This is a genomic window from Variovorax atrisoli 110B, from assembly GCF_000382045.1.
GTDB classification, from domain to species: Bacteria; Pseudomonadota; Gammaproteobacteria; order Burkholderiales; family Burkholderiaceae_C; genus Variovorax; species Variovorax atrisoli.
On record NZ_KB907450.1, the window covers coordinates 761,403 to 774,969 of the forward strand.

The 13,567-nt window shown below is 69.2% G+C and carries 9 protein-coding genes; 3 read left to right on the plus strand and 6 right to left on the minus strand.

Annotated features, from left to right (window positions below; all coding sequences use genetic code 11):
* Window positions 1–9 precede the first annotated feature (9 nt).
* Window positions 10–3,105 (minus strand): efflux RND transporter permease subunit, encoded by a 3,096-nt coding sequence (locus G369_RS0103655; RefSeq protein WP_019652619.1) that lies wholly within the window; start codon window positions 3,103–3,105, stop codon window positions 10–12.
* Window positions 3,098–4,261 carry an efflux RND transporter periplasmic adaptor subunit gene (locus G369_RS0103660; protein ID WP_019652620.1) on the minus strand — a complete coding sequence of 388 codons (1,164 nt, stop codon included), beginning with the start codon at window positions 4,259–4,261 and terminating at the stop codon, window positions 3,098–3,100. Before G369_RS0103660 ends, G369_RS0103655 begins: the two co-directional genes overlap by 8 nt.
* Before the next feature lie 196 nt (window positions 4,262–4,457).
* Here G369_RS0103660 and G369_RS0103665 point away from each other — a divergent pair, with 196 nt between their 5' ends.
* From G369_RS0103665 to G369_RS0103675, 3 genes are all read left to right on the plus strand, one after another.
* Window positions 4,458–5,165, plus strand: coding sequence for a response regulator transcription factor (locus G369_RS0103665; protein WP_038114016.1), 708 nt, complete (start codon window positions 4,458–4,460; stop codon window positions 5,163–5,165).
* A complete protein-coding gene (locus tag G369_RS0103670) occupies window positions 5,158–6,567 on the plus strand; it encodes a sensor histidine kinase (RefSeq protein WP_019652622.1) in 1,410 nt (469 codons plus the stop codon). The genes G369_RS0103665 and G369_RS0103670 overlap by 8 nt, the downstream gene beginning before the upstream one ends.
* Before the next feature lie 67 nt (window positions 6,568–6,634).
* The gene (locus tag G369_RS0103675) at window positions 6,635–6,943 is read left to right on the plus strand and encodes a YciI family protein (protein WP_019652623.1); all 309 of its coding nucleotides are present in this window, start codon (window positions 6,635–6,637) and stop codon (window positions 6,941–6,943) included.
* Here G369_RS0103675 and G369_RS0103680 read toward each other — a convergent pair whose 3' ends face one another.
* The 4 genes from G369_RS0103680 to G369_RS0103695 all read right to left on the minus strand — a co-directional run bounded on the left by G369_RS0103680 (window position 6,944) and on the right by G369_RS0103695 (window position 13,567).
* Window positions 6,944–10,402, minus strand: coding sequence for an efflux transporter outer membrane subunit (locus G369_RS0103680; RefSeq protein ID WP_019652624.1), 3,459 nt, complete (start codon window positions 10,400–10,402; stop codon window positions 6,944–6,946). It abuts the gene before it with no gap.
* On the minus strand, window positions 10,390–11,706 hold the full coding sequence (locus G369_RS0103685) for a hypothetical protein (RefSeq protein ID WP_026346187.1): 1,317 nt from the start codon (window positions 11,704–11,706) through the stop codon (window positions 10,390–10,392). Before G369_RS0103685 ends, G369_RS0103680 begins: the two co-directional genes overlap by 13 nt.
* A gap of 38 nt (window positions 11,707–11,744) precedes the next feature.
* On the minus strand, window positions 11,745–13,025 hold the full coding sequence (locus G369_RS0103690; RefSeq protein ID WP_019652626.1) for an HlyD family secretion protein: 1,281 nt from the start codon (window positions 13,023–13,025) through the stop codon (window positions 11,745–11,747).
* 155 nt (window positions 13,026–13,180) lie between these two features.
* On the minus strand, window positions 13,181–13,567 hold the full coding sequence (locus tag G369_RS0103695) for a DUF4150 domain-containing protein (RefSeq protein WP_019652627.1): 387 nt from the start codon (window positions 13,565–13,567) through the stop codon (window positions 13,181–13,183).

Consider the following 13,567-nt stretch of genomic DNA (forward strand, 5'->3'; position numbering starts at 1 on the left):
TCTGTTCTCCTACCGGTCGCGCCGCGAGCGCGTGCCCCAGCCCTTGCGTTCGAACAGGCGTTCCATCGCGAAGTAGAGCGTGGGCAGGATGAAGAGCGTCAGCAGCGTCGACACGACCAGCCCGCCGACGACCACGGTCGCCAGGCCGCGCTGCACGTCGGTGCCCACGCCGGTGGCCAGGGCGGCGGGCAGCATGCCCACCGAGGCCACCGTGGCCGTCATCAGCACCGGCCGCAGCCGCTCGGTCGCGCCTTCGAGCACCGAGGCCTGCAGCGCCAGGCCTTCGCCGCGCACGCGGCGGAAGTTGGCGACCATGATGATCCCGTTCTGTATCGATACGCCGAAGAGCGCGATGAAGCCCACGGCAGTGGCCACGTTGAGCGTTTCGCCCGCGACGTGCACCGCGATCAGCCCGCCCAGCGTCGCCATCGGCACCACGCCCAGGATCAGCGCCACCTGCCGGATCTTTCCGAACTGGAAGAACAGCAGCACGGCCATGATGCTCACCACGATGGCCAGCGACACGCCCAGCCGCGCCTGCGCGCGCTGCTGGTTCTCGAACTGGCCGGCCCATTGCAGGCGGGTCTTCGTGGGGTCGAGCTTCACTTCCTTCGCGATGCGATCGCGTGCCTCGTCGAGGTAGGAGGCCAGGTCGCGGTCTCGGTTGTCCACGCGCACCGTGATCTGGCGCTCGTTCATCTCGTGCGAGATCGTGCTTTCGCCGGTCTGCAGCCGGATGTCGGCCACCTGCGCCAGCGGCACCTTGGCGCCGCTGGAGCTGTTGAGCAGCAGCGAGCCGATGGCTTCGGTGTTGCCCTTGGCGCTCTTCGGCATCTTCACCGACACGTTGTAGGTGCGGTTGCCCGAATAGACGGTGATGACGGGCGCGCCGCCGATGCCGGTCTGGATCAGGTTGGCCACGTCGTTAGCGTTCACGCCGAAGCGCGCCGCCGCCTCGCGGTTGAGCTCGATCACCACCTGCGGGATCGGCGGCTCCTGGAACAGCGACGCCGAGGCGGTGCCGCGCACCGTCTGGAGCAGGTCGACGATCTGGTTGCCGATGCGCCGGCTTTCCTTCAGGTCGTCGCCGTAGATACGCAGCACCAGCGGACTGTGCGCGCCGCCCACGGCGTCGTTCACGCCGTCGATGATCGGCTGGCTGATGCCCACGTCGAAGCCCGGCATGCGCGCGAAGCGCTCGGTCAGCGTGCGCACGAAGTCGGCCTTCTTCACGCCGGCCGGCCATTCGCCATAGGGCTTGAGGCCCACGGGCACCTCCATGTGCGAGGGCGTCCACGGATCGGTGCCGTCGTCGTTGCGGCCGAGCTGCGTCACCACGTAGGAGACCTCGGGGTACTCCAGCAGCACGTGCCGCAGCTCGGTGGCCATCTCGCTGGCCTTGTCCAGCGACAGGCCCGAGGGCAGCTGGACCTGCAGCCACAGGGCGCCTTCGTCGATGTCGGGCAGGAACTCGCGCCCGGCCGTGGCGCCCAGCACCACCACCGCGGCCAGCGCCGCCACGCTCAGGCCGTAGGCGATGGCCGGCAGCTCCAGCAGCCGCGCCAGTACCCGGCGATAGGCGCCCGTCAGCCATACCAGCGGCTTGTTGACGAAGGGCTTGCTCGGCTTGCGCAGCGCCACGTAGGCCAGGCTCGGAATGAGCGTCAACGCGCAGAGCAGGGCGCCCACCAGCGCGTAGCCGACCGTGAAGGCCATCGGCTTGAAGAGCTTGCCCTCGGCGCGCTCGAAGGCGAAGAGCGGAAAGTAGGCCGTGATGATGATCAGCGTGGCGAAGAAGATCGGCCCCGACACATGGCTCACCGTCTCGAGGATGTTGCCCTCGGTGAGCGTGGCATGCGGCTCTTCTTCGCGGCGTCGCAGGATGGCCTCCATCACCACGATGGCACCGTCCACGATGATGCCGAAGTCGATCGCGCCCAGCGAGAACAGGTTGGCCGGCATGCGGGTGAAGTGCATCACGATGAACACCGTCACCAGCGACATCGGAATGGCAACCGCCGCCACCACCGCGCTGCGCGGGCTGCCCAGGAAGAGGATGAGCACGAAGCACACCAGCGCCATGCCTTCGAGCACGGTGTGCGTCACCTTGTCCACGGTGAGCTTCACCAGGTCGTCGCGGTCGATGTAGGGCACGATCTTCACGCCCATGGGCGCGAGCTCGGCCTGCAGTTCGTCGATCTTCCCGTGCACGCCCTCCAGCACGCGCGATGGGTTCTCGTACTTGAGCATCAGCACGATGCCCTCGATGGTGTCCGGGTTGGTGTCCTTGCCGAGGATGCCGCCGCGCTCCTGGTGCCCGAACTGCAGCCGCCCGAGATCGCGCACCAGCACCGGCGAGCCGCTGCTCTGCGCCACCACCACCGTGCCCAGGTCGTCCAGCGTGCGGATCTGGCCGATGCCGCGCACCACGTAGCTCTGGTCGCCGCGCGCGATGCGGCCGCCGCCGGCGTTGGCGCTGTTGTTGTTGATGGCCGTGACCACGTCGTTGAGCACCAGACCGTATTTCTGCAGACGCGCCGGGTCCAGCTCCAGCTGGAACTCGCGGGTGAAGCCGCCGAAGTTGTTGATGTCGACCACGCCGGCCACCTGCTTGAGCGCCGGAATCACCTTCCAGCGCTGCAGCTCCGACAGCTCCATCAGGTTCTTGGTGTCCGACTCCAGCGTGTAGCGGTAGATCTCGCCTGCCGGCCCCGCCACCGGCCCCAGGCCGGGCTGCGCGCCGGAGGGCAGGCTGACCTGGCCGATGCGCTCGGTCACGCGCTGGCGGGCGAAGTAGTCGTCGGTGCCGTCCTTGAAGGTCAGCGTGATCAGCGAGAGACCGAAGGTGCTGCTGGATCGGATCCACGCCAGCCCGGGCGTGTTGCTCAGCGCGCGCTCCAGCGGCGTGGTGATCTGCTGCTCGATCTCCTCGGCGGCCAGGCCGTTGACCTGCGTGGTCACCTGCACGTTGACGTCGCCGAGGTCGGGGTAGGCCTCGACCGTCATCTGCGTCCACGACCACGCGCCGAAGAGCACCAGCGCCACCGACATCGCCCAGGCCAGGTGCCTGCGGCGGAAGAACTGGGTGATGATGAGGTTAATCATTCAGCAGCACACCACCACGCACCACCACGCGCTCGCCCGCGGCCAGGCCGCTGCGGATGCGGACCTTGTCGCCGTCCTCCCGGCCCAGTTCCACCGTGCGGCGCACGAAGGTCCAGGGCTCGGCCTCGACGAAGACGCTCACGCTGTCGTTGTTCATCAGCAGCGCCGAGGCCGGCACCTGCGGCTGCGCGCCCTGCGGCACGCCCAGCACGGCCGTCGCGTACATGTTGGGCTTGAAGATGCCTTCGGGGTTGGCGAACACGATGCGGGCGCGGGCGCGGCGCGTGTCTGCGTCGAGCACCGCGCTCACGAAGGCGACCTTGCCGCTGAAGCTGCGGCCCGGGTAGGCGGCCAGCGTGACCACCACGTTCTGCCCGGGCGCGACCGTGCCCACGACGCTCTCGGGCACGTTGACCGTGACCCAGACCGAATCCAGGTTCGACACCGTCATCAGCGCCGCGTTGGCGTCGTTCAGGTTCGAACCGGCCGCCGCGTTCAGCGCCGTGACCGTGCCGGAGGCGGGCGCGACGATCTTCAGCACCTGCCCGGCCTGGCCAGCCTGGGTGCCGCTGCCGTCCGCGCCCAGGCTGCGCAGGCGCGCCTCGCTGCGGCGCAGTTCGGCCGTCTGCTGGGCGACGGCACTCTGGGCCGCCTCCACGTCCTTGGCGGCGTTGGAGCCGGCCTCGTTCACGCCGCGCGCACGCACCAGCGCACGCTGCGCGAGGTCGAGCGCGTCGCGGGCCTTCTGGGCATCGGCCACGGCCTGCGCGAGGTCGGGCGAGCTCATGGTGGCGAGCACCTGGCCGCGCTTGACGGTATCGCCCAGGCGCACCTTGAGCTCGAGCAGCCGGCCGGTCAGCGGCGGCAGGATGTTGACGGTGCTCGCCGGGTTGGCTTCCACCGTGGCGGGCAGGCTCACCTCGTGCGGCAGCGTGTCCTGGCCGACGGTGGCGACCAGCAGCCGGTCGCGCAGCGGAGAGCCGGCGGGCACGCTCAGGCGGTTGCCCTGGCGCACCAGCATCGGGGCGGGGGCGGCGGCCACCGTGGTGGCTGCATGGGCGGCGCCGTCGAAGGAGTCGACGCACAGGGCCGCGCAGGTCATCACGCCGAAGACGATGCGCGCGGGGGTTATCTGGTAGAGGGATTTCTTCTTCATCGCGATCCGGGGTGTCGCGGGACGGGCGCGCCGTGCACGGGACGCCTTCCCATGCCCTCGATCCGCTCCCGTCTCCTGCCGGAGAGCGTAGGAAAAGGCGCCTGAAGAAGCTCCCAAGAAATCCTGAAGTTCTCTTAAGGATCCGGACCGGTGGCCCGGTGGCCGTTGGTCAGGAAGGCACGGCATGATCCGCGCCATGAGAATTCTGCTGATCGAAGACGACCGCAAGGCCGCCCGGCTGCTGGCCCGGGGCCTGCAGGAGGAGGGCTTCGTGGTCGACGTGGTCCATACCGCGGAGGAGGGCGACGAGGAGGCGTTCGTCGTCGCCTACGACCTGATCGTGCTCGACTGGATGCTGCCCGGGAAGGACGGCCTCACCCTGTGCCGCGACCTGCGCCAGCGCGGCTGCAAGACCCCCGTGCTCATGCTGACCGCCCGGGACGCGCTCAGCGACCGGGTGGCCGGCCTGAACACCGGCGCCGACGACTACCTGACCAAGCCCTTCGCCTTCGACGAGCTGCTGGCCCGCGTGCGCGCGCTGCTGCGCCGCTCCGAGCTGGTGCGCCCGGTGGTTCTCGCACTGGCCGACCTGAGCCTCGACCCCGTGAGCCAGCGCGTGCTGCGCGGCGGCATGGTGCTGGAGCTGACCCACAAGGAGTTCGCGATCCTGCAGATCCTGCTGCGCCACGCCGGCGAGGTCGTCAGCCGCTCGCGCCTGGCCGAGCAGGTGTGGAAGGACGACCTGATCTCCATCGACAACCTGATCGACGTTCACATCAGCAACCTGCGCCGCAAGGTCGATGCGCCGCCGTGCGTGCCGTTGATCCACACGGTGCGCGGACGCGGCTTCAGGCTGGCGCTGGCCGAGGACGCCAACGGCGGCGGAATCGTCGCTCATGATTAGCTTCCGCAAGCGGCTGGCGCTGGCGCACGTCAGCGTGATCGTGGTGGTGATGGCGGTGGCCGCCTTCGCCTCCTACCTGGTGTTCTCGCGCAACGTGCACCGCGAGCTCGACGCCGCGCTGCTCGCGCTGGCCGAGACCGAGATGGGCATGCTGCTGGCGGCCGGCGAGGGCGACACCGTCATCGTCCACGAGGCGCCGCCGGGCCCCGGCGCGCCTTCGTTCGTTCGGCTCGACCGGCTGGTGCAGATCGTCGATGCCGACGGCCGCGTGCTCGCGCGCAGCAGCAACCTCGGCGAGGCGCAGCTGCCCATCCCGGCCGCGCTGCGCGAGCGGCTCGCGGCGGGCGAGACCGTCTTCGAGACGCTCGACGGCTACGGCGAGGAGCCCACGCGCATGGTCTCGGTGCCCGTGCCGGGCCGCAGCTCGCTGCTCGCGGTGCAGGTGGCGGGCTCGCTGGACGACGTGAACCGCACCGTGGCCATGGCCAGCGCGCTGTTCATCATTCTTGGCGGCGCGCTGCTGCTGGCGCTGGGCGCGGCCGGTGCGCTCATCACCCGGCGTGCCTTCGGCGCCATCGACGATGTGGTGCGGCAGGCCCACCGCATCGGCGATGCGAACCTCGGCGAGCGGCTGCCGCACCCCGGCACCAGGGACGAGATCGGCCGCCTCGTGGACACCCTCAACGACATGCTCGCACGCATCGAGCAGGGCATGGAGGCGCAGCGTCGCTTCACAGCCGATGCCTCGCACGAGCTGCGCTCGCCGCTGTCGCGCCTGCGCACCGAGCTCGAGCTGGCGCTGCGAAGGCCGCGCGAGCCGGCTGCTTACGTGGAGACGCTGCGTTCCTCGCTGGAGGAGGTCGAATCGCTCACGCTGCTGGTCGAGGAGCTGCTGGTGCTGGCCCGCCTCGACGCCGGCCAGGAGCGCGACGCGGTGGAAACGGTGTCGCTGAACCAGCTCGCCGAGGAGGCCCTGCGGCGCCTGGAGCCGCTGGCACGCGAACGTCGGCTTGCCCTGTCGCTGGACGCGCCATTCCCGGTCGCTGCGCGCGTCGCCCGAGGCGCAGCCAGCCTCGCGCTGGCCAACCTGCTGGACAACGCCCTCAAGTTCTCGCCGCCCGACACGGTGGTGAACGTGAACGTGCGCGCCGACCTGGAGGCCGACGAGGCGATCGTCAGCGTGTCGGACCACGGGCCGGGCATTCGCGGCGACGAGCTGCCGCACCTGTTCAAGCGCTTCTACCGCGGCGCCGCCGCGCGCTCCGACGAGAAGACGCCCGGACTCGGCCTGGGGCTGGCGCTGTCGCAGGCGGTGGTGCATGCGCAAGGCGGGCGCCTGGAGGCGGCGAACGAAGCGGGCGGCGGTGCGCGCTTCGACATGCGGCTGCCGCTGGCGCGCTGAATACCGAAAGTGCCATGGCGGGCACGGTCGCTGCTACCGCTCTGGAAAGCCATCGAAGACACCATTCATGAAGCACTTCATCGTCGAAATCAACTACCTCGTTCCGCTCGAAAGAATCCAGGAATCCGTGCCGCCGCATCGCGCCTACCTGCAACTGGGCTACGACGCCGGCTTGCTGCTCTGCTCCGGGCCGAAGGTGCCGGCGACAGGCGGGTTCATGCTGGCCCGCGCGGAATCGCTCGCCGCGCTGCAGGCGTTCTTCGCGCAGGACCCGTTCCACACCGAAAAGCTCGCGAGCTTCACGTTCAGCGAGTTCAACCCCGTCAAGCGGCAGGGCTGGGCCGAGGCGTGGTTCGCCGAACCCCCGGCGGCTTGATCACCGGCGCGGCGCCGCGCCTGCTGCGGCAATGGGCGCAGGCGCATCTTCCCAGCCGCCGCCAAGCGCCTTGTACAGGCTCACCGTGTTGACCGCCTGCTTGAGCTGCAGCTCTATCCATTGCCGCTGCTCCACGTACAGCTCGCGCTGCGCATCGGCGCCGGCGAAGTAGTCTTCGAGCCCGTTGCGAAAGCGCGTGCGCGAGATCGCCGCCACCCGCTGCAGCGACTGCACGCGCGCCTGCTGGGCCTGGAGCTGCGGGCGCAGGTGGCTGTCGGCGATCAGCGCGTTGGCGGTTTCGCGGAATGCCTGCTGCACGGCGTATTCATAACTCGCCATGGCAGCGGCCAGGCGCTCTTCGTTCGCGCTCAGGTTGGCGGAGCGCCGGCCCCAGTCGAAGATGGGCAGCGACACGCCGAGCACCGTGGCCCAGCTGCGGTTGCCTGAGCTCAGCAGGCTCGAGAACTCGCTGCTCAGGCCGCCACCCACGGCGGTCAATGAAAAGCTCGGATAGAACGCCGCCTTGGCCGCGCCGATGCCAGAGTTCGCGGCCTCGACGCGCGCATACGAGGCCAGCAGGTCGGGCCGGCGCTGCAGCAGGCTCGCGGGCAGGCCCACCGGTACGTCGGCCACCGAGCGCTCCGGCCATGGGCGCTGCGCGCCTGTGTTGGCGGGCACCGGCTGGCCGACCAGCACGGTGAGCCATTGCAGGTCCTGCCCCACGCGCATGCGGAATTCCTCGCGCTGAACGGCGGCACGCTGCACCAGAGACTGCGAACGCAGCAGGTCGAGGTCCGACGTGCCGCCCGCCGTGCGCGCACGCTGCATCACGCCGGTGCTGTCGGTCTGGGTGGCGAGGTCGGACTCGGCCAGCGCCAGCAGTGCGCGGTCGGCGCGCAGCGTGAGGTAGGCGTTCGACACCTCGCCCACGAGGCTCATGCGCGCCGCGGCAAAGTCCAGGTCGCTGGCCGTGGCCTGCGAGCCCGCCTGCTTCACGCCCGCGTCGACGCGGCCGAAGAAGTCGAGCTCATAGGCCATGATGCCGGCCTGCACCGCATAGGTGTTGCCTACGCGGCCGACCGCCTGGCTGTTGGTGGCCACGCCGTTCGGGCCGAGCGACGTGACCTGGTTGCCGCGTCCGGCGGAGCCCGCGAGGCCGATCTCCGGAAACAGGCTGGAACGCGTGCTCGCATAAACGGCGCGCGCTTCCCTCGCCTTGGCGGCGTACACGCGCAGGTCGCGGTTGCGGGCCAGTGCGGTGGCGATCAGCCCGCGCAGTTCGTCGTCGCGCACGAAGGCCTGCCATGCCATGGGTGCCGCATCGGCGCCGCCCGCTCCCTCTGCCCACTGCGCGGGCACTTCGACGTCGGCCGGTTTCAGCGGCGGCGTGAGGTTGCAGCCAGACAGCACCAGCACGGCGACCAGCACCACCATCAGCATCGGCGCGCTGCTGGCGAACATGCGCGGCATCGCCGGCATTCGGGGCATCCTGGGCCAACGCCAGCCCGCGCTGTCCATGAAGGCCAGCGCGGCGCGCCCCGGCTTCACCTGCGTGGCGACATGGCTGGGCGGCAGGCTGAAGACCTGGCGCACCAGCCGGTCGTGCACCGCCTCGTCGTGCTCGAAGGCCAGTTCGGTGCCTGCGTCGGAGCGGCCCGTCACCGTGGCCGCAACCCAGCCGACGTGGTCGACGTGGACGTCCAGCGGCTGCCCGACCGCGATGCGGCCCAGCGCGGCGCTGTTGAGCAGCCGCGCGCCGTCGCCCGCGATCTCGGCGAAGCGTGCCGCACCCACGCCCGCGGCGCTGCGCACGGTGGTGACGGCGTCGTACGGAAAGCGCTCGTCGTGCTCGGGGCGCGGGCGGTCGATGCAGGCGATCAGCGCGGCCAGGCAGTACACGGTGGCGACGAAGGTCCACACCACGTTGAGCACATCGCCGGCGGTCATCGAGCCGCCGATGGCGCCCAGCGCGCCCATCAGCATCGCCGCGATCAGGGCGCCGAACACCGCGACCAGGTTCCAGTGCACGACCGTCCTGCTGCGGTCCTGCCCCTTGGCCGTGACCTTGAACGGCCGCCCGAAAGGGCGGATCAGCGCCGAGACGATGGTGCGCGTGACCGCCATCGCGGCCACGATCTGCGTCACCTCGGTGAACACCGGCAGGCAGCGGCGCTGGCTGATCCAGTAGGTGTAGCCCCAGAACATGACGAGCGGCGGCAGGCCGTACATGGCAAAGGCCTGGGGCGTGGCATGGAAGGCCGACACGCCCGTGTACCAGTAGAGCGCGGGCGCCGCCAGGATCAGCAGGATGAAAGGCTTGGTGAGCCAGTGCATCAGCCCGTGCACGTAGTGCAGCCGCGCCGTGAAGCTGTAGCCCTTGCCGCGCAGCGGGCCGTCGCGCAGCAGCGCCACCTGGATGGTGCCCAGGCACCAGCGGCTGCGCTGGTTGATGTAGTCGATGACGCTGTCCGCCGACAGCCCGTTCGACGGCCGCTCGTTGAGCCAGCGCGTGACCCAGCCGAAGCGCATCAGCGTGTAGGTGGTGTAGATGTCTTCGCACACGCTGCCCGTGGGGAAGCCGCCGGCAGCGGTGATGGCGTCGCGCCGCACGATGAACGAGGTGCCTACGCAGAACGCCACGTCGGCCGCGTCCTTGGCGGGCTGCAGCACGTCGAAGAACACGCGCTGTTCGTCGACCCAGCTGTCGGTGGCGCGCAGGTTGTGCTGTATGGGGTCGGCGTTGTAATAGAACTGCGGCGTCTGCACCAGGCCCACCTTCGACTTCGGGTCGTCGAACAGGCCGAGCACGCGGTAGACGATGTCGCGGTGAGGCGCGAAGTCCGCGTCGAGCACGAGGATGTAGGGTGCATTGGTCATCGCCGCCGATTGCCGAAGCCCATTGTTGAGGTTGCCCGCCTTGGCATGCGCGTTGTCGGGCCGGCGCGCGTAGTGCACGCCTTTTCGCTCGCAGTAGTCGCGCAGCCAGTCGCGCCGCGTGTCGTCGAGCACCCAGACATTCAGATGCGGATAGCCGATGGCCTGCGCAGCGAGGATGGTCTTCTCGAGCACGCCGATCTCCTCGTTGTAGGTGCAGATGAAGACGTCGACGGCCGGCACGGCCGCGCCGCGCTTGCGCAGCATCGCTTCGCCCGCATCCGCCTGCGCGTGGTTGTCGCGGCGGCGCGAGAGCATCTGTATCGACAGCAGGGTGTAGACGATCGACACCATCTCGAACACCAGGAACACCCAGCCCATCAGCGTGCCGAAGCCCAGGTCCGCCGGCGGCAGGGTTTCGGCCAGCCGCCACACCACGTAGCGCACCAGCACCAGCGCGGTGAGAAAGCCGAACAGCACGCGGTGCGACGCACGGTCGGCGCGAGCATGGAAGATCATGATCAGGGCCAGGCCCACGACCATCAGATTGACCCTGAATTCAGGCGTATCGATCAGTTCGAACATGGCTTTGCTCCTGCGACGGTGGTGATTCCGGTGAACGGGTTCCAGCCCTTGGCTGCAAGTGCGATCCAGGCCGTGGCGCCCAGGTGGGGCCAGCGGTAGTAGAAGAAGTCGGGGCCCTTGGAATCGGGCCCGATGGCCAGCCCGGTCGAGATGCGCGGGCTGGGCGTGGCGTAGTACAGGCCGTTGGGCGCGCGCTGCGCGGCCAGCAGTTGCCACAAGGCCTCCGGCGCCGCGCCCTTGACGGCCACCAGCGTGGCTGCGGCCTGGGCGCTGCCCTCGGTCCAGATGCCGTCGGGCTGGCGCGAGAAGCCGTAGCCGGCACCGTAGCGATGGTTGGCATCGATCCATGCAAGCCCGGCTCGCCATGCGCAGTGGCCCGGCGGCGCGGCGAGCAGCGGCCACAGCTGCGCATCGAGGCCCGAGGCCATGCCCGAGACGCTCGCGCCGTCGGCCTGCGTGCCGATGTAGAAGCGCTGCTCGCCCTTGTTCCACATGCGTTCGACGAAGGCCAGCGCGGTGGTGGCCTGCTGCTTCTGCTCGGGGTGCGTGCCGGAGCGTGCGGCCCATGCGGCGGCCATGGCGATGTCGATGTTGTGCTCGGTCGATTTCCAGGTCTGCGCCGCCTGCTTTTCGTCCCAGCCGTACCAGCCGCCGCTGTAGCCATCCGGCGCAACGCTGGAACGCGTGCGTTGCTCGATCCATGCCAGCAGCCTCGCGGTGGCATCGGCATAGCGCGGCGAAGGTGCCGACTGGTTCACGTTGAGCAACAGCAGCGCGGCCCAGGCCACGTTGCCTGTCGCGGTGCTGACCTGGTAGGCATCGGCGATCCACTGGTTCCTGCTGGCGTCCCAGTAGCCGGACAGCACGGGTTTCGCATCGGCCAGCAGACCGGCGCGGTAGGCGTTGCGGATGCGGCCGTCGGAGTAATGCGGATCGTGCTCGACGGCCAGCACCATCGCGTCGGCGATGCGCTTGGCCGATGCGGTGTCGCCGCATGCGAGCAGTGCGATGCCGGCCAGCGCGTTGTCGTACACGAAGGCCACGTTCGCGAGGCTTGGCGCGAGTTCAGGCACGCCGTCGATCTGCGCCTCGGTGCGATAGCTCGGCAGCAGCAGCGGCGCCGAAGACTCACCCCGGCTGCTGAACGCCACGGCGCGGCGCAGGCCGTCGCAGCTCTGCCGCGCGAGCAGCTGTTGCACGGTGCCTTCGGCCGCCGGTGCCTGCGGCGCATGAAGGCACAGCATCGCCGTGAGCGCCATGGCCGGCGCCAGCGCGCATCGTCGAACGGGTGTTGCGTGATCCATCGTCTGCCTTCATCGGCGTCGTGGATGCATGCTTCGCGCTAGGAGGCCAGCCTTGCCGACACCACCTTGCCGGGGGCGCACAGGCCCCGTTGCGCGATCCAGGCCGGGTTGTCGGACTCGACACGCGCCACCGCGTACAGCGAGCCTTGTTCCGCGAAGGGGAAGGGCACTGCATAGCGGCTCTGGAAATCTTCTGGAGCAACTGGCAACAACTGGGTAACGCGGGCCGACACTTCCGCGCCGCCGTCGTCCGTTTTCACGGCGATGGTCGAGCCCATGTTGAGCTTCCTGGCCACCCGCGGCGGAAAGACCGCGACCACTTCGATGCGGCTGCAGTCGGTCATGCGCACCAGAGTGGCTCCTTGCGGCACGAAGCTGCCCTGCGGCATGAGCACCGAGTTCACCTGGCCCGGTTGCATCGCACGTACCTGGAAGGCGGCCATGCGGTCGATGCGGCTGCGTTCCTCGGCCTCCAGCGCGGTCACTTCGCGCAGCTGCTGGCGCAGGACCTCGCTGTCGTGCTGCGCGCGCTCGATGGAGCTGCTCAGTGTCTCGCGCCGACTGGTGAGCGTCTGGTAGACGCTGGCACCGCCGCCGCCCACGAACACGCCGCGGCTCGCGCTCGCCATGCTCTGGCCCAGGCCTGAGTAGGCCTGCTCGGCCACGGCCGCATTGGCCCGCGAGATGCTCAACTGCGCCTGTGCCGCGTCCATGGCCTGCGGGCTCACCGCGCCTTCGTCGAGCATGGCGGACGTGCGGCGCACCTTCTGCTCCTGCTCCGCCACGCTGGACTGCGCCACCTCGCGCTGGCGCTGCGCGATCTGCCACGCATCGCGCGTCTGCGCCATCGATGCGGTGCGGTAGAGCTTGACCTGCTGCTCCACGAACTGGAGTTCATCGCCCGATGCGTTGGCCTGGTTCGTCAACTGCGCCACCTGGCTTTGCAGCGCGAGCCGCTGGGTGCTGAGCGTGGTGAGGATGTCGCGGTTGATGGTCGGGTTCTGCACGGTGGCCACCACGGCGCCGGCGTCGACCTTGTCGAGCGCGCGCACCGACATCTGCGTGACCACGCCGCTGATGGGCGAGGTGACCAGCGTCACCGGGGCCTGCAGCACCGCGCGCGTGGCCTGCCTGGAGACCAGCGGCTGTATCAGCGTGGTGACGACGAGCCAGAGCACGAAGGCGAGCAATGCGTATCCCGCGATGCGCGGCACCAGCGATTCGGCGGTGCCGCCTCGCCATCGTCGCCAGCGCTCATGCCATGTGGAGACCTCCGCCTTCGCGATCTGGTGCGACTCCGGGACGGTACTTGCATTCATTGGCGCCTCGCAATCGATGACGTGGTGGCTTTTCAGGACCTGCGTCTCCACTGCCGTGGCACATCATTGGGGCATGCCATCTGCTTTGCTGCATTGCAGCAATACACATGCCAAAAGTGAACCATTTCCGCTTACAAAAGCAACCGAATGTGCATTCAGGGCGCGAGCACGAGCACCTTGAACTGGCTCGGCACGATGCGCATGCCGACGATGTTGCTGCGGTTCTGCACGGTCAGGCTGGTCATGCGCGTGCATGGCGAGCCCTTGAGCAGCACGGTGAACGCGCCCGTGATGTGGCGCGACGGACCCATCACGGTCTGCGACACCACGCCCATCAGCACGCCTGCGTTGTCGCCGTTGGTGATGGGCGTGGTCGTCGCCAGGTTGTGCGCGGGTGTTCCGCCGTAGAGGATGTTCCAGGCATTGGGAATGGCCGTGGGCCCGAGCGCGAAGTTGGGGTAGGGAATCGGAACGGCCGGCGGCGTCTTGCAGACATCGGGAAAGGCCAGGTCCATGCCCATCATCTGTGCGTTGGCGAACAT

Excerpts from the sequence above, each read along its gene's own strand:
- G369_RS0103655 (WP_019652619.1), bottom strand. The coding sequence starts at position 3,105 with ATGATTAACCTCATCATCACCCAGTTCTTCCGCCGCAGGCACCTGGCC.
- G369_RS0103695 (WP_019652627.1), bottom strand. The coding sequence starts at position 13,567 with ATGTTCGCCAACGCACAGATGATGGGCATGGACCTGGCCTTTCCCGAT.
- G369_RS0103690 (WP_019652626.1), bottom strand. The coding sequence starts at position 13,025 with ATGAATGCAAGTACCGTCCCGGAGTCGCACCAGATCGCGAAGGCGGAG.
- G369_RS0103685 (WP_026346187.1), bottom strand. The coding sequence starts at position 11,706 with ATGGATCACGCAACACCCGTTCGACGATGCGCGCTGGCGCCGGCCATG.
- G369_RS0103660 (WP_019652620.1), bottom strand. The coding sequence starts at position 4,261 with ATGAAGAAGAAATCCCTCTACCAGATAACCCCCGCGCGCATCGTCTTC.
- G369_RS0103670 (WP_019652622.1), top strand. The coding sequence starts at position 5,158 with ATGATTAGCTTCCGCAAGCGGCTGGCGCTGGCGCACGTCAGCGTGATC.
- G369_RS0103680 (WP_019652624.1), bottom strand. The coding sequence starts at position 10,402 with ATGTTCGAACTGATCGATACGCCTGAATTCAGGGTCAATCTGATGGTC.
- G369_RS0103675 (WP_019652623.1), top strand. The coding sequence starts at position 6,635 with ATGAAGCACTTCATCGTCGAAATCAACTACCTCGTTCCGCTCGAAAGA.
- G369_RS0103665 (WP_038114016.1), top strand. The coding sequence starts at position 4,458 with ATGAGAATTCTGCTGATCGAAGACGACCGCAAGGCCGCCCGGCTGCTG.